The sequence below is a fragment of the Xanthomonas prunicola genome, assembly GCF_025266575.1.
Lineage (GTDB): Bacteria > Pseudomonadota > Gammaproteobacteria > Xanthomonadales > Xanthomonadaceae > Xanthomonas > Xanthomonas prunicola.
This window is the reverse complement of record NZ_CP096142.1, coordinates 264,212-286,931: the sequence shown is the minus strand read 5'-3', so window position 1 is coordinate 286,931 and position 22,720 is coordinate 264,212. Positions and strand designations below refer to the sequence as shown.

The window sequence follows — 22,720 nt, the reverse complement described above, 5'->3', positions numbered from 1 at the left end:
CGTCACTTCTCATGGAGATAAGCAGGCTATCGGCTGAGGCCTTACATGCCTTTAGTTGCTCGGCATTGCGGCCGACCAGTTCGGTTCAGTCACTGCTGTCGGTCGGTTCAGAACTCCTGCCAACTGCTGTCGTTGCTGGGCGCGGCGACCACGCCGCGCGGCTTGGAGGCCGGGGCACGCCCAGCCGCAACGACGGTCGCCTTGAGCGCGGGCGTCACTGCCGGGCGTGCAGGTGCCACCCGCGAGACAGGCGCTGCATCGTTGCCATCTGTCTTGAAGACCGCCACTGCCTCGGTCAATCCGACCGCCTGTTCTTCCAGTGCGCGTGCGGCAGCCGTGGCTTCTTCCACCAACGCCGCATTCTGCTGGGTGGTTTCGTCCATCTGGGTCACCGTCTGGCTGACCTGTTCGATGCCCGAGGACTGCTCCTGCGAGGCGGCGGAGATCTCGCCCATGATGTCGGTCACGCGCTGCACGCTGGCGACGATTTCGGCCATGGTGGTGCCGGCGCTATGTACCAGCAGCGAGCCTTCGGCCACGCGTTGCACCGAGTCGTCGATCAGGTCCTTGATCTCCTTGGCGGCACCGGCCGACCGCTGTGCCAGGGTGCGCACTTCCGAGGCGACCACGGCAAAGCCACGGCCCTGTTCGCCGGCGCGTGCTGCTTCCACTGCGGCATTCAACGCCAGGATATTGGTCTGGAAGGCGATGCCATCGATGACGCTGATGATGTCGGCGATCTTCTTGGACGAAGATTCGATCCCGCTCATGGTGTCGACCACCTTGCTGGCGATCTCGCCGCCCTGCGAGGCCACGTTGGCCGCGCCGATGGCGAGCTGGTTGGCCTGGCGTGCGCTTTCGGCATTCTGCTTGACGGTGGAGGTGAGCTCTTCCATCGAGGCAGCGGTTTCTTCCAGGTTGGCGGCCTGTTGTTCGGTACGCTGAGACAGATCCTGGTTGCCGGCGGCGATTTCGCCGGTGGCTGCGCTGATGTTGCTCGCCACGCTCTGAATCCGCACGACGATGCGCGTGAGCTGTTCGGTGGTGGCATTGGCGTCGTCGCGCATCTTGGCGAACACGCCGTGGAATTGACCGTGCATGCGCGCAGTGAGATCCCCGGCGGCGATCGACTGCAACAGCGCCGACAATTTGCTCAGGCTGGTGTCGCTGACTTCCATCATTGCGTTGAGATCCTGCACCATGTGCAGGAAATCGTGCTCGAACCGCTGCGCGTCGCTGCGTGCGCTGAAGTCGCCGGCCGCAGCCGCGCTGGCCAGTCGCTTGATCTCGGTATTGATCGCCAGCAGGCTGGCCTTGGCTGCGTCCATCGACTGGTGCAGCACCGCGCGGCTACCCGGCAGGCGCCGTGCGTCGCGGCGCAGATCGCCGCGGGCGTATTCGTTGAGTACTTCGATCGCATCGACGATGGCGTCCAGGTGCTCGAACATCATGGTGTTGATGCCCTTGCTCAGGTCGCCGTAGACGCCAGGGAAGTCCTGCGGCATGCGGTGCGTCACGTCCTTGTCGGCGTGCAGCTCGATCATCCGCGTGGTTTCGCTGGAGAAACGCTGCAACTGCGTCTGCATCTTGGCCATGGCGCTGAGCAAGCGTCCGGGCTCGTCGGTTGCGGTGGTGTACACGTTGCTGTCCAGGCGGCCATCGGCGATGGCTTCGGCGGCACGGGTGGCGCGGTTCAAGGGCTGGATCAGGCTGCGCGTGATCAGCCAGGCCAGCAGGCCACTGACCAAAATCACCGCAATGCCGCCGGCGATCAGCAACGCCCGGCCATGATCCATCGCGCTATTCGCGTCTGCATAGGCAGCTGCACCACGGGTGCGCTGGCGCGCAGCGTACGCATCGAGTGCGGCCTGCCATTGTTGGTTCGCCGGTGCTGCCTGCTGCATCAACACCTTGAGCGCCTCATCGGGCTTGTAGTTCAAGCCCAGGTCCATCACCTGCTGATTGGCGATACGGGCTTTTTCGCGCGCAGTATCAATCTGCCGGCGCATCTGCGCACCGGCGGCGTTGGACGGCGGGCGTGCGTAGAGCTTGTCGCGGTTTTGGTTGTAGTGCTGCCGCTGTTCCTCGATCACCTTGGCAAAACCGAGGTTTTCTTCCTGCGTGGTTGGCAGGACGATATTGCGAACATTGATCGCAATGTCTGCACTGGCGCTGCGCATCTCGCCGACATATTCGAGGATCGCCATATTGTGCTTGACGATCGAGTCCATGTGCCCACGCGCTTGTGTCAGGGTCGTCAGGCCAGCGACCACCAGGCCGCAGGACAGCAGAATCAGGAAGCCGAACGCGGCCGAAAGGCGGGTGCCGACGTTGTAGCGTTGAAGAAAACCGATCATGAAAGTACCTGCCAGGTGGGGTGATAAGGAGGCGATCCGGTGCAACGTCGGCGGCCTCGCGATCACGGTCGGCACCCGCTGCAATCTCGGGACGGGACCCACGACGTCTATCGCTGGCGCTGATAGTGAGTGTCGGCACCGTCCGGATTGCAGGGCAGGTAACGGCGACCCGGTCCTATACTTGAGCTCGCCATTTAGCTTTAGTTATAGCTGGCATCGTTCACGGATTGGACGCGCGTCTCCCGACGGATGCAGGCCAGGGCGTGTGGTGCTACCGGGGACCATGGAGCGGCGTGTGCAGGTAAGGGCGCTTGATACCCGGCGCTGCTTTGCAGCAGGCGCTCCACGTACGTGTTGGTAAGTGATTGATCGAAAAGGGACTGGCTAGCGATAAGCGCCTGCTGCATCGGCCGGCGGGCGAGTTCTCTGGTGGCGAGTCAACGTCAGCCAGGCTGCGACCGGCATGCGGTGCGTTGCCGGTTGGGTCGATCAATGCAAAGCGGGCCCGATCGACCGTCTGCAGACTGCAGACGTTCGATCGGGCCCGGCGGTATTCCAAAACGCTGTTGTCCGTGAAGCTGACGCCTGGCGCAGTTGGCATCGGTAGGCCTTGGCCCACCGATGCCGATCCTTGCCCGTCAGAACTCCTGCCAGCTGGTCTCGGCGGTCGTGGATGCAGCGATCGCGCGTGGCTTGGCTGCAGCGGTGCCGCCGACGGTGCTCAGCTTGGCGCGCACGGCCGGCGCCGCCTTGACGACGTGGGCAGTGCGAACGTTGCTGGTGGTGCCGTGCTCGGTCTTGAAGACCGCCACTGCCTCGGTCAATCCAACCGCCTGTTCTTCCAGCGAGCGTGCGGCGGCAGTGGCTTCTTCCACCAGCGCGGCGTTCTGCTGGGTGGTTTCGTCCATCTGGGTGACAGTCTGATTGACCTGTTCGATGCCGGCCGATTGTTCCTGCGAGGCGGCGGAGATCTCGCCCATGATGTCGGTCACGCGCTGCACGCTGGCCACGATCTCGCCCATGGTGGTGCCGGCGCTGTGCACCAGCACGGAGCCGTCAGTCACGCGCTGCACCGAGTCGTCGATGAGGTCCTTGATCTCCTTGGCGGCGCCCGAAGAGCGCTGCGCCAGGGTGCGCACTTCCGAGGCGACCACGGCAAAGCCGCGCCCCTGTTCGCCGGCACGTGCGGCTTCCACCGCCGCGTTCAAGGCCAGGATGTTGGTCTGGAACGCGATGCCGTCGATGACCGAGATGATGTCGGCGATCTTCTTGGACGAGGCCTCGATCCCGCTCATCGTCTGGACCACCTTGCTGACGATCTCGCCGCCCTGCGAGGCCACCTTGGCGGCGCCGATGGCGAGCTGATTGGCCTGGCGTGCGCTTTCGGCATTCTGCTTGACGGTAGAGGTGAGTTCTTCCATCGAGGCAGCGGTTTCTTCCAGGCTGGCAGCCTGCTGTTCGGTACGCTGCGACAGGTCGTTATTGCCGGCGGCGATCTCGCTGGCAGCGCCCTTGATCGACACGGCCGACTGCTTGATGCCGGTGACGATCTCGGCCAGCTGCGTGGCGGTGGAATTGGCATCGTCACGCATCTGCGCAAACACGCCGTGGAATTCGCCGCTCATGCGTGCGGTGAGGTCGCCGGCAGCGATGGACTGCAATAGGCCCGAGAGCGACTGCAGATTGCCATCGGCGGTGGCCATCAAGGTGTTGAGGCTTTCCACCATCACGCGGAAGTCGTGCTGGAAGTTTTCGGCATCGCCGCGGGCGCTGAAGTCGCCATTGGCAGCGCATTGCGAGAGATGCTTGATTTCGCGATTGACCGAGGACAGGTTGTCCTTGACCTTGGCCATGGTATCGCTGAGCACGGCCTTGTCGCCGGGTAGGGCTTCCATGTCTTCGTGTAGGTCGCCGATAGCGTACTGGCCCATGATCTGTGACAACCGCATCATCACTGCAACGTGTGAGGCGGCCAGGTCGTTGTTGCCGCGCACGATGGTTGCGAAGTCGCCAGGAAACGCTGTCTCGTCCAGACGGAAGTTCAACTCGCCCTGATCGTGCCGGCGCTTCATTTCCAGCTGGCCATGCAGCACCTTCTGCAACTGCTGCTGCATCTTGCTCATGCTGGCGAGCAGGCGGCCAGTTTCGTCGGTGCCGCTGCTGTCCACGCTAATGGACACGTTGCCGGCCGCAATCGAATCGGCCACGTGCGAAGCGGTGCCCAGGCGATTGATCAGGCGACGGCGGATCAACCAACCGCTGACCAGCGCCGCCAGCACGGCGATGCCGCTGCCGATGATCATCGACCAACGGCTACTGTTCTTTGCAGCCTGCAATGTCGCGCTGCGCTTGACCAGGAGTTCGTTTTCCTGCCCTTCGAAGTCGACCAGCAGCTGACGAATCTGCCCCATCGCCGTACGTTCATGACCGGCTCTGAACTGGGTGAGCAGTGCAGATAGTTCGGCGTCGCTGCTTTTGCCACGCAGCGCGATCAACTTGTCTTCAAAGCCCATGAATTGGTCATACGCAGCATGCAGGCGCTGCAGGCGTTCCTGCTGCACTGGGTTGTCGGCTGTCAATGTCTTGGCGTGGGTGAATTCTTTTTCGAACTGCACCTTGCCGTTGTTGTATGGGGCGAGATGGGTTTCCTGCCCGGACAGCAAAAAGCCGCGTGCGCCGGTCTCGACATTGACCGTGGCGATGGACATGGCGCGGCCGGTGGCGATGACCTGATAGGTGTGGTCGTTCATGGCCACGGCGTCCGACAGCTCGGATTGCCCGCGTATCCCCACTGTTGCAACGATCAAGAGCACAAGAACAACTGCGCTGAAGCCCAGTGCCAGTTGTGTCGAAAGACTTAGCTGTTTCATCGAATGCACCTTGAGCTGGTAACAAAATGTGTAGTGAGAGCCATCCATTCGGCACTCCCGGATCGGCCGTGCGGTAGGCATCGTGCGGTGAGGTGTTCTCTCGCTCGCGTGCATACCTCATCGCTGACATAGCTAGCGGCGGTGTCACCCAGTACTGAAGGGTGCCGTCACGAAATAATCACGCGATTTCGACGCCATTTAGGGTTGTGACCCCGGCCCGCGCCGACTGCAGCAGCGACCGGCGCGTGACGTATCTGCGGCCGTTCAGCGAAGGCCGAACTCGACGTCAAAACAGGCTCCCCTGGCGGACGAGCAGATGCTGTCGGCGCGTCCCCAGTACCGGCGCCCTGTCGTCGTCGTGTGGCGTTGCACCGTGAGCCAAAACATAGGGACATAAAAAAACCGCGTTCGCTACCGAACGCGGTGTGTCTGTGCAGTCGCCGTGACCAGTGCTAGAACTCGGCCCAATTGGACTCGTTGGAGGCCACCGAGGCGACAGTGGAGCGCGCCGGCGGACGTGCGACATGCGGCTTGGCGGCAGGCTTGCTCGCCACAGCCGGGCGCTTGGCAGCGATCTGGCGTACCACCGGCGCGGCGCGGGTGGCCGTTTGCACGTCGTTCGACAGGCGGAACAGTGCCACCGCTTCGGTGAGTTGCTGGGCCTGTTCTTCCATCGCACGTGCAGCAGCCGTGGCTTCTTCCACCAGCGCCGCGTTCTGTTGTGTGGTTTCGTCCATCTGGGTGACGGTCTGGTTGACCTGTTCGATGCCGGCCGACTGTTCCTGCGAGGCGGCGGAGATCTCGCCCATGATGTCGGTGACGCGCTGCACGCTGGCCACGATCTCCCCCATGGTGGTGCCGGCGCTGTGCACCAGCACCGAGCCTTCGGTCACGCGGTGCACCGAGTCGTCGATGAGGTCCTTGATCTCCTTGGCAGCACCCGAGGAGCGCTGCGCCAGGGTACGCACTTCCGAGGCCACCACCGCAAAGCCGCGGCCCTGTTCGCCGGCACGCGCGGCTTCCACCGCTGCGTTCAAGGCCAAAATATTCGTCTGGAATGCGATGCCATCGATGACGCTGATGATGTCGGCGATCTTCTTGGACGAGGCCTCGATTCCGCTCATGGTGTCGACCACCTTGCTGACGATGGCGCCGCCCTGCGAGGCCACGCCAGCCGCACCGATGGCGAGCTGGTTAGCCTGGCGTGCGCTTTCGGCGTTCTGCTTGACGGTGGAGGTGAGCTCTTCCATCGACGCGGCGGTTTCTTCCAGATTGGCGGCCTGCTGTTCGGTACGTTGCGACAGATCCTGATTGCCTGCGGCAATTTCGCTGGCTGCACCCCTGATGGACGTGGCCGAGGCCTTGATGCCACTGACGATCTCGGCCAGCTGGGTGGCGGTGGCATTGGCATCGTCGCGCATCTGCGCAAACACGCCGTGGAAGTCGCCGGTCATGCGGGCGGTGAGGTCGCCGGCAGCGATCGACTGCAACAGGCTGGAGAGCGACTGCAGATTGCCATCGGCGGTGGCCATCAAGGTGTTGAGGCTTTCCACCATGATGCGGAAATCGAACTGGAACTGCTCGGCATCGCCGCGGGCGCTGAAGTCGCCCTTGGCCGCGGCCTGCGCCAGCTGCTTGATCTCGCTGTTCATCGTCGCCAGGTTGTGCTTGACCTGGTTCATCGCCGCGGTGATGGCGGCTTTTTCGCCGGGCAGTTGCGGCATGTCTTCGGACAGGTCGCCGATGGCGTAACGCTCGATCAGGTGGATGGTCTGCATCTTGACCTTGATGTGCGCGGCCACCAGCTCGTTGGTGTCATGGGCCATGCGGCCGAAATCGCCGGGGAACGCGCCAGCATCCATGCGGAAGCTGATCTGGCCTTCTTCATGGCGCTTGGCCATGCCCAGCTGTGCGGAAATCAGATTACGCAGCTGGCCCTGCATGCCATCCATGGCGTGCAACAGCCGGCCGGTTTCGTCGTTGGACTGCGTGCTGACGTCGTTGTCCAACTTGCCCTGGGCAATGGCTTCGGCAGCGCGGGTGGCGCGGCTCAACGGCTGGGTGAGGCTGCGGGTGATCAGCAGGCCAAGTGTGCCGCTCAGCAACAGCGCTAGTACCGTTCCGGCGATCAACAGCTGGCGCGACCGATCCATCGATTGCAACGCTGCCGCCGAAGCTTCCTCAGCCAGCTTGTCTTGTAACGCGATGTTCTCGGCGATCTTGTCCTGCCACTGCTGCATGGCGGGCGCTGCTTCATTCAGCAGCAGGGGCAGGGCCTCATCGGTATGGCCGGTCGTCACCAAATCGATGACCTTGTCGTTGAGCCCCCTTACGACCGCCCGGCGGCGGTCGATCTCATCGCGGATTTGCTTTCCGGCAGGTGATGCGGGCATGGCATAGAGCGCATCGCGTGCCTTTGCATACTCGGCACGCGCAGCCTGCACATTCTTTATGAACTTGCGATTTTCCTCATCGCTAGTCGGAAGCACCACGTTGCGGACTTCCGCGGCAATGACGTAGTTCGCGTTGATCATGTCATTGGAGAGGCGGATCTTCGTCATGTTCTGGCTGACTAGAGCATCCACCAAGGTGCGCGCTGAGCTGAGGCCGCGGTAGCCAATGAAGGCGATGGTTGCGGATAGAACAATCAGAACAGCGAAAGCTACGGCCAGCCTCGGGCCGACGTTATAGCGCTGCAGAAAAGCGTTCATTTTGGGTTCCTTGCTGCCTGAGCGGTGATGTGGATGAGGTAGATGTGATGCCGACGAGTGACAGAGACTGCCGCCGGTTTAATTAGCGGCAGTCCATGCATCCACTGAATACCTCTTGTCAGAAAAATGCATATGTGACAAGGATTGACAAAGAAAGTGCGCGCGTGAGTGCGTGTTTTCACTTTTGAACCGCACTACTGCCGCTGCACGGCAAGAAAAAGGCCGCGCTACCTGAGTAGCGCGGCCTTTGGGGCGTCGATGTCGCGATTCGAGGACTTGCGTCAGAACTCAGCCCAATCGGATTCGCTGGACGGTGCCACGGCCGCCGCGGCGCGGACCGCCGGGCGTGCGACGGGGGGCTTGGCAACAGGCTTGCTGTCCGCAACCGGGCGCTTGGCGGCGATGTGGCGCATCACTGGCGTGGCACGGGTCACCGCTTCCAGTTCGGCCGACAGACGGAACAATGCCACCGCTTCGGTGAGCTGTTGGGCCTGCTCTTCCATCGAGCGTGCGGCGGCGGTGGCTTCTTCCACCAATGCGGCGTTCTGCTGGGTGGCTTCGTCCATGTGGGTGACGGTCTGGTTGACCTGCTCGATACCAGCAGACTGTTCCTGCGAGGCGGCAGAAATTTCGCTCATGATGTCGGTGACGCGCTGCACCGACGAGACGATTTCGGCCATGGTGCTGCCGGCCTGATTCACCAGCGCCGAGCCTTCGGCCACCTTGCTCACCGAGTCGTCGATCAGGCCCTTGATCTCTTTTGCTGCGCCGGCCGACCGCTGCGCCAGGGTGCGTACTTCCGAGGCCACCACGGCAAAGCCGCGGCCTTGTTCGCCAGCACGCGCCGCTTCCACCGCTGCGTTCAAGGCCAGGATGTTGGTCTGGAACGCGATGCCGTCGATGACGCTGATGATCTCGGCAATCTTCTTGGACGAGGTCTCGATACCGGACATGGTCGTGACCACCTGGCCAACCACGTTGCCGCCGTGCGAGGCGACACCCGCTGCGCCGATCGCGAGCTGGTTCGCCTGGCGGGCGTGTTCGGCGTTCTGCTTGACGGTGGAGGTGAGCTCTTCCATCGAGGCAGCGGTTTCTTCCAGATTGGCGGCCTGCTGCTCGGTGCGTTGCGACAGGTCGTTGTTGCCGGCCGCAATTTCGCCCGCAGCCGTGTTGATCGCCAGAGTGGAATGCTTGATGCGGCCCACGATGTCGGTCAGACGCTGGGTGGTGGCGTTGGCGTCGTCGCGCAGACGTGCGAACACGCCGTGGAATTGCCCATCCATGCGTGCGGTGAGGTCGCCCTCGGCCACGGCGCCGAGCAGCTGCGACAGCTTGCCCAGGTTGCGGTCGCTGACTTCCATCATCGAATTCAGATCCGACACCATCACTGCAAAGTCGTACTTGAAGCGGGTCGCGTCGCCGCGTGCGCTGAAATCGCCAGCGGCGGCAGCTTGTGCGAGTTGCTTGATCTCGGTGTTGATCGACAACAGGCTGGCTTTGGCCGCGTCCATCGCCTCGTGCAGGATCGCGCGGCTGGCCGGCAGACGGCGTGCGTCCTGAGTCAGGTCGCCCTGTGCGTACTGATTGAGGATACGCACCGCATCGGTGATGGCATCCAGATGCTCGAAGATCATCGTGTTGATGCCACCGGCCAGCGTGCCGTACACGCCTGGGAAATCTTCCGGCATGCGGTGGGTGATGTCTTCGGCAGCATGCAGGTGCGACATGCGCGCGGTTTCGTCGGTGAAGCGGCGCAGCATCTGGGTCATGCCACCGGTGGCATCCAGCATCTGGCCGATTTCATCCTTGCTGGTCTTGCCGACCTGCACGCTCAGATCGCCGCGCGACACCGCCTGGATGGCGCCTAGCGCCTTGGAGAGCGGGGAGGTGATGCTGCGCGCGATCAACCAACCAAACGTGACCGACAGGGCGGCCATCAGCAAGGTGCCGATCAGCAGCACGGCGCTGGTCAGCCTGAACGAGGCTGCGCTGGCAGTAACCATGTCGCCGAGCGCTTTGGACTGCTGTGCATACAGCTTGTCGACCGAGGCGAACAATTCCTTGCGGATCTCGCCCGATTGCTTGCGTGAGAACTCCATCGCGGCGGCGCGGTCAGGTTCTGCATAGAGTTTGCGCAGCTGCTGGTTGGCCGCGAAATAACGGGCGCTGGCATCGGTCAGCTTGGCGTACTCGGCCTTCAACGGCGAGGCCGGGCCGATCTTGGCATCGAGCTGCTTTTGGGTTTGGGCGTACTTGGCCTGGATTTCATCCATGCGCTTGAAGAAATACGCATAGCGTTCCGGGTCCTCGAGATTGACGAACTGGCCCACCTCATACACACGGAATTCGCCAGCGAAGCCACGCAGTTCGGACAGGCGGCTCAACACCGGCACCACGTCCTGATTGATCAGGGTGGTTTCGCTCTGCATCTGCTTCATGCGCGAAAAACCCAGGCCGCCCAGTAATGCGGTGAGCACGGCACTCAGGCAGAAGGCAAACATCAGTTTGCGGCGGATCGGCCAGTCGTTGAACTTGTTCATCATTTGCTCCGAAGCATTGCTTAGCGGCGTTATCCAGCAAGCTAGCGGCCGGTACGCCTGATTCTTTAGTTATGAAGTATTGGTGTCATCGGAAATGATCCCGCCGATGGCGGCCGAACCGCTGTTTCAACGGTTATAGCGGCTATGCGAATGTGCCACTGCGCCAGATACGGGGCGCATTGCCGCACAGGTTTGCTCAGAAGTCCTGCCACTGGCTGTCATTGCCGACGGTCACCGCCGGCGTACTCACTGCCGGCTTGCGTGCAGCCGGTGCACGCGTGCCGGTCTTGCTTGTCCGGTTAACTGCAGCGATGGTCTGCTTTTTAACGGCAGGCGGTGCACCCAGCGAACGCGGCGCATCGGCCAGGGTAAAGCGCGACACCGCTTGCGCCAGCTGGCTGGCCTGGTCTTCCATGGTGCGCGCCGCGGCGGTGGCTTCTTCCACCAATGCGGCGTTTTGCTGGGTGGCTTCATCCATCTGGGTGATGGTGAGGTTGACCTGCTCGATCCCTGATGACTGTTCCTGCGAAGCGGCCGCGATCTCGCCCATGATGTCGGTCACGCGCTGCACACTGGCCACGATATCGGCCATGGTGGTGCCGGCCTGATGTACCAGCTGCGAGCCCTCGGTGACCTTGCTGACCGAATCGTCGATCAGATGTTTGATCTCTTTCGCGGCACCGGCCGAACGCTGCGCCAGCGTGCGCACTTCCGAGGCGACAACCGCAAAACCACGGCCTTGTTCGCCGGCGCGGGCCGCTTCCACTGCCGCATTCAAGGCCAGAATATTGGTCTGGAACGCGATGCCGTCGATGACGGAAATGATCTCGGCGATCTTCTTCGAGGAGACTTCGATGCCGGACATGGTGGTGACCACTTGCGCCACCACCGCGCCGCCCTGCGATGCCACACCGGCCGCACCGATTGCCAACTGATTGGCCTGGCGGGCGCTTTCGGCATTCTGCTTGACGGTGGAGGTGAGTTCTTCCATCGACGCGGCGGTTTCTTCCAGATTGGCGGCCTGCTGCTCGGTGCGTTGCGACAAGTCGTTGTTACCGGCGGCAATTTCGCTGGAGGCAGTGTGGATGCTGCCGGCGGCTTGCTGGATGCGCCCGATCACCTGCGCCAGTTGCTCGGCGGTGGTGTTGGCGTCGTCGCGCATCGTGGCGAAAACACCATGGAAATCGCCCTGCATCCGCGCACTCAAGTCGCCGTCGGCCAGTGCGCTGAGCAGGCGCGAGACTTCGGCGATGCTGACCGCGTTGGCATCGAGCAGGGCATTGAGCTGCTGTGCCAGCTGCAGGAAAAACCCTTGTTTTCCGGCGCTATCGATGCGCTTGGAGAGATCGCCGGCAGCCGCGCTGCGCACCACGTCGGCCACGTCGATTTCGACGCGCGCCTCGGCGGTGCGGTCGCGCCATTCGCAGACAAAACCCAGGTGCGCACCGGCATCGTCGCGAATTGCCGAGACGTTTTGGCTGATGCAGGTGGCGCGGTAGTGCACCTCGCGTTGGGCTGCACCCTGGCGATCCAGGCGCTGATAGATCTCGGCGTCCTGTGCGTTGCCTACTTCCAGCAGCGAGACCGGTTGGCCGACCAGATTGGATGTGCGATTGAACGCGGGTGCGCAGGCATGGATATCGTCTGCATAGGTGTGCAGCAAGTTCTGCAGCGCGCTATTGATGTAGATGATGGTGAGGTCCGGGTCGGCGATGTACATGCCGGTGGAGGCGTTATCCAGTGCGGTGCGGATCCGCAGGTTTTCGGCAGCGATGCTGCGTTCGTGTTCCAGGCGCTCGCGTAGGTCGCGCTGCATGCGCGCCAAAGCGGCCATCAGGCTGCGGCTGTGTTTTGCGGCGACCGGAATCGGTTGGTCCAGGCGGCCTTCGGCGATGTGCTGCGCGGCTGCCATGGCCAGCTGCGGTTCGCCGCCAAGCAGGCCGAACACCGAACGCAGGATCCAGCCGGCGGCCAGCGCCAGGCACACGAATGCCAGCACGACGGCACCGCCTTGCTGCCACATCACGCGGTGGCTGTGTTGCTCTGCCTGGCGGCGGCTGGCTTCGTTCAAGGCCATGATGCGCTCGCTGATGGCACCCATGCGGGTTTCAAGTTGGCCGAAATTGCCGTTGAAATCAGCGTAAGCCGCTGCGCTGTCAGCATGGGTTTCGGCTGCCTTCACTAGTTGGTCGGCGGATGCGATATAGGCCTGCAGTGCCGGGGTCACCGCATCCAGATCTTTGCGCAATGCAGGTTCCAACGGCAGTTTGCTGTTGGCTGCCAGCGATTCGCGGAACTCGCCGGCATGTTCGCCCAATGCGGTGCGTGCGGCCGCAATGGCTTTATCGTCCTGCGTAGAAGCAGCAAGCAACGCGGCGGTGACATCGCCGCGTAGCGCATCGTGCATCATGTCCGCCTGCATGTGGTTGCGCAGCGCGTCGGACGAGATGACCTGTGCGGCGATCGCATCGAGCAGACCACGTTGGCCGTTGTAGCCGACGCCGCCCAAGGCGAGCAGCGCCACTGCGGCCACCAGCACCAGGATGCCCAACATGTGCATGATTTTCATGGTGCAACCCGTGTCAGAAGCGGAAAGACAGACCCACGCCGAGCGCGTGATCCGGTGAGCGATCGTTGAGCCCGCGGCTGTAGACCGCGTCCAGTTGCACGTCGTTGCTCAGCAGCCAGGCCGAGCCGACATCGAGCAGCGCCACGGTACCGCCGTCGTCGCTTTTGGCGATCTGCGGCAGCGCCACTTCTACGAACGAGCGCACGCGATCATTCCAGGCCTTGCCGAGCACTGCGCCGAAAATGCCGGCGGTGTAGCGGTTTCCTCGGCCGTCGTCGTCCCAGATCACGCCGGGCATCATGCCGGCGGAGACGCTGTCGCTGAGGTCCCATTCGGCCACCAGCCGGAACGATGGTCGCGCACCATGGCCGCGCAACGCTTGCGCGCCGCTGGGCAGATCCACATGCAGCAACCAGGCCAGCGAGGTCTTGCCATCGTCGGAACTGGCCAGGTGATGTTTGATGCCGAGCGAGACGTCGGACATGCCGCTGACCTGCGCATCGCCGGGCAGGTCGATGCGCTGCCAGCCATCGGTTTCCAGCCGCAATTCCCAGGTCGGGCCAAGGCCGTAGCGCAGCAGCGTCGGCGTGGAATACGCATCCACCGCATCATCGCGTTCCCACGCAACGCTGGTTTCCACCTGCACGCGACGGTCGCCCACGGTGAGGCTGGATTCGACGAAATCGGGCCGATCGGTTGCGATCGGGTCTTCAGCGCGGGCATGACCGATTACACCCAACAGCGCAAAACAGCTGGCGATAACTGATGACTTCATGGCATCCCTTGCGTGGCAACCTGCGGAATCAAATATCCGGATGCATGGTCTGGCTGCATTGCTGCAACAGCTCACATGCATTGCTGGACCGGCTGGTGCGGTGGGGCGCAGGCAGTGGAGGTCATCCACACTAACGGCAACGCTGCATGAATCTTGATGCGCGTCAGACGGGCGGATGGGGCGGGGCGGTGCGCAGCATGCCAATCACGCGCCGTGCGGGGATGCAGGGATGGAAGGCGAATAACCCTGCGCGTCATGCAGGTGCGCTTGTGCTCGCTTGTGGCGCGGTGTCCGGCGTGCATGCAGTGCAGACATGCCGGACATCACGCAGCGCACTCAGCACAGGGCGATCAGAAATCCTGCCACTGGCTGTCGTTGCCCGTAGTATCAGGCGACTTGCCTGCGGAGTGGCGCAACGTTGTCGCCACGCGCTTGCCGCTGGCAGGCGCGTGCTTGGAGGTGGTCACTGCACGCACCGCTGGTTTGGCCGTCGATGCCGCCGACACGGGTTTGACCGCATGGCTGAGCTTGAAGACTGCGACCGCCTCGGTCAGCTGACCGGCCTGTTCTTCCATCGCACGCGCGGCCGCAGTGGCTTCTTCCACCAGCGCGGCGTTCTGCTGGGTGGCTTCATCCATCTGCGTCACAGTGAGGTTGACCTGCTCGATGCCGCTGTATTGTTCCTGCGAAGCGGAGGAAATCTCGCCCATGATGTCGGTCACGCGCTGCACGCTGGCCACGATCTCACGCATGGTAGTGCCGGCCTGATGCACCAGTGACGACCCCTGCGCCACCTTGCTCACCGAATCGTCGATCAGGTGTTTGATCTCTTTTGCGGCACCAGCCGAACGCTGCGCCAGCATGCGCACTTCCGATGCGACCACGGCGAATCCGCGGCCTTGTTCACCCGCACGCGCCGCTTCCACTGCCGCGTTCAGCGCCAGGATATTGGTCTGGAACGCGATGCCGTCGATGACAGAGATGATCTCGGCAATCTTCGTGGACGAGGTCTGGATGCCGGACATGGTGGTCACCACCTGTGCGACTACCGAACCGCCATGCGATGCAACGTCGGCCGCGCCGATAGCCAGCTGGTTTGCCTGGCGCGCGTGCTCGGCATTTTGTTTGACGGTGGAGGTGAGTTCCTCCATGGATGCCGCGGTTTCTTCCAGATTGGCTGCCTGTTGTTCGGTGCGCTGGGAGAGATCGTTGTTGCCCGCAGCGATTTCGCTGGCGGCTGCGCTGATCTGCGTGGCCGAGGTCTGGATGCCGGAGACAATCCCGGTGAGCTGCGCCACGGTGGCGTTGGCATCGTCGCGCATGCGCGCGAACACGCCCTGGAAGTCGCCGTCCATGCGCACGGTGAGGTCGCCCTCAGCCAGGGCGCTGAGCAGGCTGGAAATCCGTTCCAGGCTCAGCGAAGTGGTTTCCAGCAAGCCGTTGAGCTGGCGGCCGAATTCCAGATAGAACCCCTGCTTGTCTTCCAATGCCAGGCGCTGGCCGAAGTCGCCCATCAAGGCGGACTGCACCAGCTCGGCCACTTCCTGCTGCGTACTGACTTCGGCGCTGATATTGCGCCACAGCAGCATGCTGCCGCTACGGTGGCCATCGGGGGCATACAGCGGGGTCATGGTCAGATCCAGCGTCACCGGCCCGAAGCGATAGCGCTCCATGGTGGTGGACTGCAGCTGGCGCAGACGTTGCGTACGCGCCGTGCCTTCACTGTCGTTACCGAACACATATTCCATTGGCTTGCCGACCACCGCATCTGCACTGAACCCGGTCTGGCCCTTGGCATGGAAGGCAGACTCGCCCCGCTTGAATGAGGTGTGCAGCGCTTCGGTGATGAACACGGCGTTGTGCTGTTCGTCGGCCAGCAACAGTTCCATTTCCGAGTGTTCCAGCGCGGTGCGGATACGCAGGTTTTCGTTGGCGACCTGCGCATCGCGCTCGATGCGTTCGCGCAAGTCGTTCTGCATGCGTTGCATGGCGCCCATCAGGCGGCCCACTTCGTCCTGGCGCTGCACCGTGATCTGGTTGTCGAGCTTGCCCGAGGCGATCGCATCGGCCACGTGCGCGGCGGCCTCCAGCGGCTGCACCACCTGGCGACGCAGGAGCGCGAACAGCGCGACGCTGAGCACCAGCGCCGAGCCCAGGCCGACGGCAAGAATGGTCCAAAGTAAGCGATGCGCCTGCTGCATGATCGTGGCATAGGGCACCACCACACCCAGGGCGAAGCGTTCCTGCGCCTTGCCAATCTGCAGCGGGACGTAGGCGCTGACTGCGCCATCGGCATCGGGGGTGAAATTCAGCGCGTCTTTGCCGGCCTTGATCGCCTCCAGCAGGGTGCGGTGGCGGGCATCGGTGATTTGCTTGCCGATGCGCGCGGTGTCGTGCGACGCCAGCACCACGCCCGCGGGCGAAAGCAGTTCGACATAACCGTCTTGCATCGGGCGCAGGGCGCCCAGGCGCTGCTGCAACGCAGCCAGTGCCACGTCCACAGTTACCGCGCCCAGATACTTGCCGTCTTGCAGGATCGGCGTGGACAAGGTGGTCATCAGCACGGTCTTGCCACCGATCTTGTAATCGTAGGGCTCGGCCACGGTCTGCCGCAGCAGGGCGCGCGGTCTCAGATTCCAGTCGCCCAGGCCGGGGGTTTCGTAATCGCTGAGTGGCTCGCGTACCAGTGTCTGGTCGCTGCGTCCCCAGTAGGTCATGAAACGGCCGGTGGCATCGTGGCCCTTGGCATTGGCGAACGCGCTGTCCTTGCCATCGAACGCTTGCGGCTCCCACAGCGTGCCCATGCCCACCCACTCGGGGTGATCCTGCAATTGGTCATGCACGACGGCTGCGGCATTGTCGCGGCTGATGCCGCCATTGGCGCGTTGCACCAGCAATGTCGTGGCCAAGGATTGACCGGTGGTCAACGCCTGACCAAGTTCGCTGCCGATCTGCTCTGCTTGGTAGCGCGCGGCATTTTGCATCGTGGCTTGCGCAGAGGTGCTCAACGCGCGGCTGCTTTGCCAATAGGTGATGGCCGCGGTCAAACCGAAGCACAGCGACGCGATGACCGCCGTACCGAACATCAGGCGATACGCCAGGCGTCCGCTGAAACGTGAGTGTTTGGAAAGCGAAGTCATTGGTGTGGCCGCGGAAGGAAAAGGGGAGCTCCGCCGAAGCGGAGAGAGGCGATCAGTGCGTGGCCAGCGCGACCCACGCCGGTGCGCGTTTGCTGGCATGGCCGAACTGGTTGGACGTAGCAGCAACGACCCGGAAGCTCGACACCGCTTCATCCAGCTGTTGCGCCTGCTGCTGCATGGCATTGGCCGCTGCGGTGGCTTCTTCCACCAGCGCCGCGTTCTGCTGGGTGCTTTCGTCCATCTGGGTGACGGTGAGGTTGACCTGCGCGATACCGGCCGACTGTTCCTGCGAGGCAGCAGAAATTTCGCTCATGATGTCGGTGACGCGCTGCACCGAAGAGACGATCTCGGCCATGGTCTTGCCGGCCTGATCCACCAATGCCGAGCCTTGATCGGCCTTGCCGACCGAGTCGTCGATGAGGTGCTTGATCTCTTTCGCTGCACTGGCAGACCGCTGCGCCAGCGTGCGCACTTCCGAGGCGACCACGGCAAAGCCACGGCCCTGTTCGCCGGCGCGTGCGGCCTCCATCGCTGCGTTCAACGCCAGGATGTTGGTCTGGAAGGCGATGCCATCGATGACGCTGATGATCTCGGTGATCTTCTTGGACGAGGTCTGGATGCCGGCATGCATGTGCACCATCACCTTGGTCTGCGCGGAGAAGCGCTCCAAGGTGTGCACCATCTCGTCGGTGGCCTTGAGCATCTGGCCGATTTCATCGGTGACGTGTTCGGCGGTGCGCACGCTGAGGTCGCCACGTGCCACGCCTTTGATGACCGCCAAGGCACGCGACACCGGCTCCAGGATGGAGTTGCCGATCATCCAGCCGACCAGCAGGTTGAGCAGCACCAATGCGCCGCCCGCGATCGCAACGACGCTGGTGAAGACCAGCGCCTGCGATTGGGTGTCGCGCAGGTACACGCCGGTGCCGATCACCCAGCCCCACGGCTTGTACAGCGCCGCGTAAGAGGTTTTCTGCACCGGGTCTTTCTGTCCGGGTTTGGCCCAGGTGTAGTCGACAGAGCCGCCGCCGGCCTGTGCTGCGGTGACGAACGCCGGAAAGACACGCTTGCCGTCCGGGCTCAGCACGTCGCTCAGCGGCTTGCCAACCAAGTCCGGGCGGGTGGGGTGCATCAGCATCACCGGCGCCTGGTCGGTGACGTAGATGTAATCCACACCGCCGCGTGCGGGCATGGTGGACAGCGTGTGCAGCGCGCTCTTCTTGGCCGTCTCCACGTCGATCTCGCCCTTTTCGGCGCGTTCGGCATAGCTATCGACCACCGCAATCGCCATCTGGATCTGGCTCTTGAGTCCATCGCGGCGGGTATCGGTGAGATCCACGTACTGCATGCGTGCGGCGATCACGGCCAGCGCGATGATGCCCAGCGCAACCAAGGCGGTCTGGGCGAAGAACTTGCGCTTGAGCGGCACGTTGGCCAGCGTTTTTGCAACCGTGGTCTTCAGCGGCATGGCAGATATCCAGCAAAGGAATGTGGCCGGTATAAGTCGAATAGCGACCCGACTGCGAAAATGTTGAGCCGGACACAACAGGCCTGCGGCTGATTTGCGGCGGTGTTGACGCCTGGAGTCGCGTGCTTTTCCTTCGTGCCTTAACGCGCTGGCACGGACGTTGCGTACGCAGTGCAATTGCAGCGGGCTGGGCATGCCAACGCACCAAGCGGTGCATGGAAAGCATGTTGTGCCGTACTGGCCCATGGCGCGCGACATGGGCGGCATGGCGATGTCGCGACCTTTAAGTGGCTCACATCCGCCTGACGCATCCATCAGGCGGATATGGCGACGGCGCTCAGCATCTGATGAAGGCGCTGCACATGCAGCACTGCGCATCGAGCACGGTGTATCCGGCACGGACAGGCGGGCACCGGCGTGGCAGTCGTTTCGTTATTTACTTCAGCCGCAGAAGGCGTGTTGACTCAGCGGGGAGTGAAGCGCGTGACAGCGATACTGCCCGGTCGCTGCGTGGCGACGTTTGCGTTGCCTGCGTCGGGTCAGTTGCGCTGCGCAACGCTCACGCTGGCGACCGATTGCTGCAGGCTCTGCAGTTCGGTCCACAAGACATGGCGGGTATCGCCGCTATCGCCCAGCGACAAGGCTTGTGCGTAGTGCAGGTCGCCTTCGTGCAGGGCACGATTGGCCCGGCGTTGCTGCGCCAGATACTTGCCCAGTTGCTGCTGTACCAGCGCGAACTTGCGTGCCTGTTAGCCCTGTGGCGCGGTGGCCTGGAAGTAGCCAGCATGCCGGGCGATCCGCTGACGCAGATTGCCCAGACGCTCGTCATAGGCCGCGATACGCGCCGCGTCGTGGGTGGCGGCAAGCTGCGCACGTTGATCATCGTGCAGCTGTGCCAGATCCAACGCCAGCGACTGCAATGCCGTGACCGGCACATTATCCAGAAGGACCGAAACCGGTGCTGCCGGGGCGGCGAAGGAGGGCGGCAACGACACGCACGCAGCCAGCAACCCGACGGCGAACACACAGCCCAGCATGGTGCGGGCAGAGCGATTGGACTTGGCGGTGTGCATGCGGATTTCCTTCGGTCTAGCACGGGCAATGCGGCCCTCAGTGGTTTCTGTATCGGCCGCGAAACCCTGCGCTTGATCACCTTTCGACCAGCGGCGGTCCCGACTGCATCGAATGTGCAAGGCCACACTCCCTTCTTCCTGCGGCAAAAGATGGTTTGCAGCACCGGATGAGAGGATGCGCGCGGCCTCGTCCAGCCCGACCGTAAGCGGTCGGCAACCGCCTCTGCGGAACATCATCTTCACAAAACAACAGCCCCGACATCGCTGCCGGGGCTCGCCGCCAGATCCGGCGGCCATGCAGCTGCAGTGCGCTTAGAACTCCTGCCAGCTCGGATCGCCGTTGCCGGCTGCGACAACCACTGGGCGTGGTGCTGTGGTGGCATTGGCCTTGAGTTTCGCGACAGCGGGCACGGTGAGGCGTTTCGCAGCGGTGGCCGGCTTGGCGGTGGCCAGGCGTAGCGGAGCAGGGCCGGTGTCCGAAGGCGACATGGCGGCGATCTGCTGCACCTTGAAGATCGACACTGCATCAGACAGCTGGCCGGCCTGTTCTTCCATCGCACGTGCGGCGGCGGTGGCTTCTTCCACCAGCGCGGCGTTCTGCTGGGTCGCCTGGTCCATCTGCGTCACGGTGAGGTTGACCTGCTCGATGCCGGCCGACTGCTCCTGCGAGGCAGCGGAGATCTCGCCCATGATGTCGGTGACGCGCTGCACGCTGGCCACGATCTCGGTCATGGTGGTGCCGGCCTGGTCCACCAGCAGCGAGCCCTCGGCGACCTTGCTCACCGAGTCGTCGATCAATTCCTTGATCTCCTTCGCTGCGCCGGCCGAGCGTTGTGCCAGGGTGCGCACTTCGCTGGCCACCACCGCAAAGCCGCGGCCCTGATCGCCGGCACGCGCCGCTTCCACCGCTGCGTTCAAGGCCAGGATGTTGGTCTGGAAGGCGATGCCGTCGATGACGCTGATGATGTCGGCGATCTTCTTCGACGAGCCCTGGATATCGGCCATGGTGGCGACGACCTTGCTGACCACCTCGCCACCTTGCGAGGCCACGTTGGCGGCGCCGATGGCGAGCTGGTTGGCCTGGCGTGCACCTTCGGCATTCTGCTTGACGGTGGAGGTGAGTTCCTCCATCGAGGCGGCGGTTTCTTCCAGGTTGGCCGCTTGCTGCTCGGTGCGCTGCGACAGGTCGTTGTTGCCGGCAGCGATTTCGCCGGCAGCGGTATTGATCGCGCTGGTGGCCAGCTGGATACGCCCGACGATGCCGGACAACTGCTCGGTGGTGGCATTGGCGTTGTCGCGCATCTGCGCAAACACGCCATGGAACTGGCCGTGCATGCGCTCGGTCAGGTCGCCGGCGGCAATGGCCTGCAGCACCCCGGACAACGCACCGAGGTTGCCATCGGCGGTGGCCATCAGCTGGTTGAGGCTTTCCACCATCGCCAGAAAGTCATGCTGAAACCGCTGCGTATCGCCGCGCACGCTGAAGTCGCCATGCGCGGCGGCCTGCGCGAGCAACTGGATCTGGCCGTTCATCGCCGAGAGGTTGCGCTTGACCGCATCCATGGTGTCGCTGAGCACGGCCTTCTCGCCGGGTAGGCGGTCCATATCCTCACTCAGGTCGCCGATGGCGTAGCGCGACATGATCTGCGCCAGCTTCATCTTCACTTCGATATGCGATGCGACCAGTGCATTGGTGTCGCGCACCATGCTGCCGTATTCGCCGGGAAACGCCGCCTGATCCATGCGGAAGCTGATCTGGCCGGCGTCGTGCCGGCGCGCCATGTCCTGCTGCGCGGCGGCCACCGCCTTGAGCTGATCCTGCATGCCGCGCATGCTGGTCAGCAACTGGCCAGGCTCGTCGCCCGGCTGCGGGCCGATCGGATTATCCAGCCTGCCCTGCGCGATCGCCTCGGCCACCTGCGTGGCCTGTTTCAGCGGGCGTACCAGGCTGCGGGAAATCAGCCACGCCAGTGCAGCGGCCAGGCCGGCCGCCAACAGACCGAAGGCGATCAGGGCGCGATTGGCCAGCGCCACGCTGCTCAGGATCGTGTCCGCACCGGCGGCGTTCTGCTGGTTCTGCAATTCCACCGCGGCGTCGATCGCCTTGGAACGGCGTTCCAGCAAGGGCTGCGCCTGGCCGTTCAACAGCTGCTTGGCGCCGTCGAGATCGCCATCGCGCACCATGCCGAGCAGACGGTTGTTGGTGGCACGGGCAGCGGTGAGGCTGTCCTGGATGGCCTGGCGTGCGCGCATGCCGTCGGCGTTGGTTGGCAGCTGCTGCAGTGCGGCCCAGAGTTGTGCGTAATGCGCGCGGTTGTCCTTGAGCTGGGCATCGACGGCGGACCGTTGTTGCGGGATGGCCAGCATGAAGTCGCGCAGGTAGCGTTCGCCGAGCATATTGCTTTCGCGCATCTTGTTGAGCAGCGCAGCCTTGCGGTTGTTGACCTCGATGATGATCGAGACCTGCTGTTTGACGGTCTTGAATTCGTACAGCGCCAGGGTGGTGGAGCCGGCCAACAAAACGATCAGCAACGCGAATGCCAAGGCCAGGCGTCGCCCGACGGTCAGGGAGTGCAGGAATGTCATGGTGTTCTCTAGGGGAGGGTGGAAAAGAGATACACCGGTAGCGTTCGCCAGGCAGATTTCTGAAGTGTCATGCTGCAGTGCAGCATGCTTGCGTTCATGGTCCCACTCCGCCAAGGCACGTGTGGCTATGCATCGCGCGCGCATGCTGACTGCGATGCGTGACCTGCTCTCATGGATGCCGCGATGCTTGCGCGCGAGTGTGGATCAACCGCGCACGCGCAAACACAAGCCTCGACATCGCTGCCGGGAGGGACTTGGGCGTGTTGGCCGCTTTGCGGCTGTGCTACACAGACGTCGCGGTCAAAACGCGTGCCCGGTCGAATCGCCGTCGGCGGCTGCGGCTACCGGCGCGCGTGGCGCTGCAATGGGCGTGGCCCTGGCGTCGACGACAGCCCGCGTACGCTGAAGCATGCACGCAAGCGCAACCCTCCCAGGCCCAAGGTGATCGGCACGGTGCAGGAAAACGCGAACGCCAACTCGCTGGCAACAGCAAGATGACGAAACCGGTTCATAGCGTCTTGTTGTGTTTCAGAGAGCGACTGGCTGCGTGGGCGCCCGCCAACAGGTGGGGCAAGGACGTGTCAGAGTCGAGGATCCGGACGAATGGCCAGGATCTACCGTCGGTCGTGCT

9 protein-coding genes and 1 pseudogene are annotated in these 22,720 nt (G+C 63.3%); all 10 read right to left on the bottom strand.

Going from position 1 to position 22,720, the window contains the following annotated elements; translation table 11 throughout:
* Nucleotides 1–107: 107 nt before the first annotated feature.
* Entirely contained in the window at nucleotides 108–2,357 is a 2,250-nt protein-coding gene (locus tag M0D43_RS00930; RefSeq protein WP_252163174.1) for a methyl-accepting chemotaxis protein, read from the bottom strand.
* A gap of 638 nt (nucleotides 2,358–2,995) precedes the next feature.
* Complete coding sequence (locus M0D43_RS00925; protein ID WP_260808230.1) at nucleotides 2,996–5,107, bottom strand: methyl-accepting chemotaxis protein; 2,112 nt, start codon at nucleotides 5,105–5,107, stop codon at nucleotides 2,996–2,998.
* 572 nt (nucleotides 5,108–5,679) lie between these two features.
* Nucleotides 5,680–7,938: a methyl-accepting chemotaxis protein gene (locus tag M0D43_RS00920; RefSeq protein ID WP_313905548.1), complete on the bottom strand. Its 2,259-nt coding sequence runs from the start codon at nucleotides 7,936–7,938 to the stop codon at nucleotides 5,680–5,682.
* Between the two features lie 281 nt (nucleotides 7,939–8,219).
* Nucleotides 8,220–10,478, bottom strand: a complete 2,259-nt coding sequence (locus tag M0D43_RS00915; protein ID WP_260807704.1) for a methyl-accepting chemotaxis protein — start codon at nucleotides 10,476–10,478, stop codon at nucleotides 8,220–8,222.
* 196 nt (nucleotides 10,479–10,674) lie between these two features.
* Nucleotides 10,675–13,047, bottom strand: coding sequence for a methyl-accepting chemotaxis protein (locus M0D43_RS00910; protein WP_260807703.1), 2,373 nt, complete (start codon nucleotides 13,045–13,047; stop codon nucleotides 10,675–10,677).
* 13 nt (nucleotides 13,048–13,060) lie between these two features.
* Nucleotides 13,061–13,822, bottom strand: coding sequence for a transporter (locus M0D43_RS00905; protein WP_260807702.1), 762 nt, complete (start codon nucleotides 13,820–13,822; stop codon nucleotides 13,061–13,063).
* Between the two features lie 350 nt (nucleotides 13,823–14,172).
* Nucleotides 14,173–16,962 carry a methyl-accepting chemotaxis protein gene (locus tag M0D43_RS00900; RefSeq protein WP_260807701.1) on the bottom strand — a complete coding sequence of 930 codons (2,790 nt, stop codon included), beginning with the start codon at nucleotides 16,960–16,962 and terminating at the stop codon, nucleotides 14,173–14,175.
* A 52-nt stretch (nucleotides 16,963–17,014) separates the two neighbouring features.
* Nucleotides 17,015–18,430: a methyl-accepting chemotaxis protein gene (locus M0D43_RS00895; RefSeq protein WP_260807700.1), complete on the bottom strand. Its 1,416-nt coding sequence runs from the start codon at nucleotides 18,428–18,430 to the stop codon at nucleotides 17,015–17,017.
* Nucleotides 18,431–18,969: 539 nt separating this feature from the next.
* A pseudogene (locus M0D43_RS00890) lies at nucleotides 18,970–19,503 on the bottom strand (hypothetical protein).
* 312 nt (nucleotides 19,504–19,815) lie between these two features.
* Complete coding sequence (locus M0D43_RS00885) at nucleotides 19,816–22,089, bottom strand: methyl-accepting chemotaxis protein (protein WP_260807698.1); 2,274 nt, start codon at nucleotides 22,087–22,089, stop codon at nucleotides 19,816–19,818.
* Between the last annotated feature and the right edge of the window lie 631 nt (nucleotides 22,090–22,720).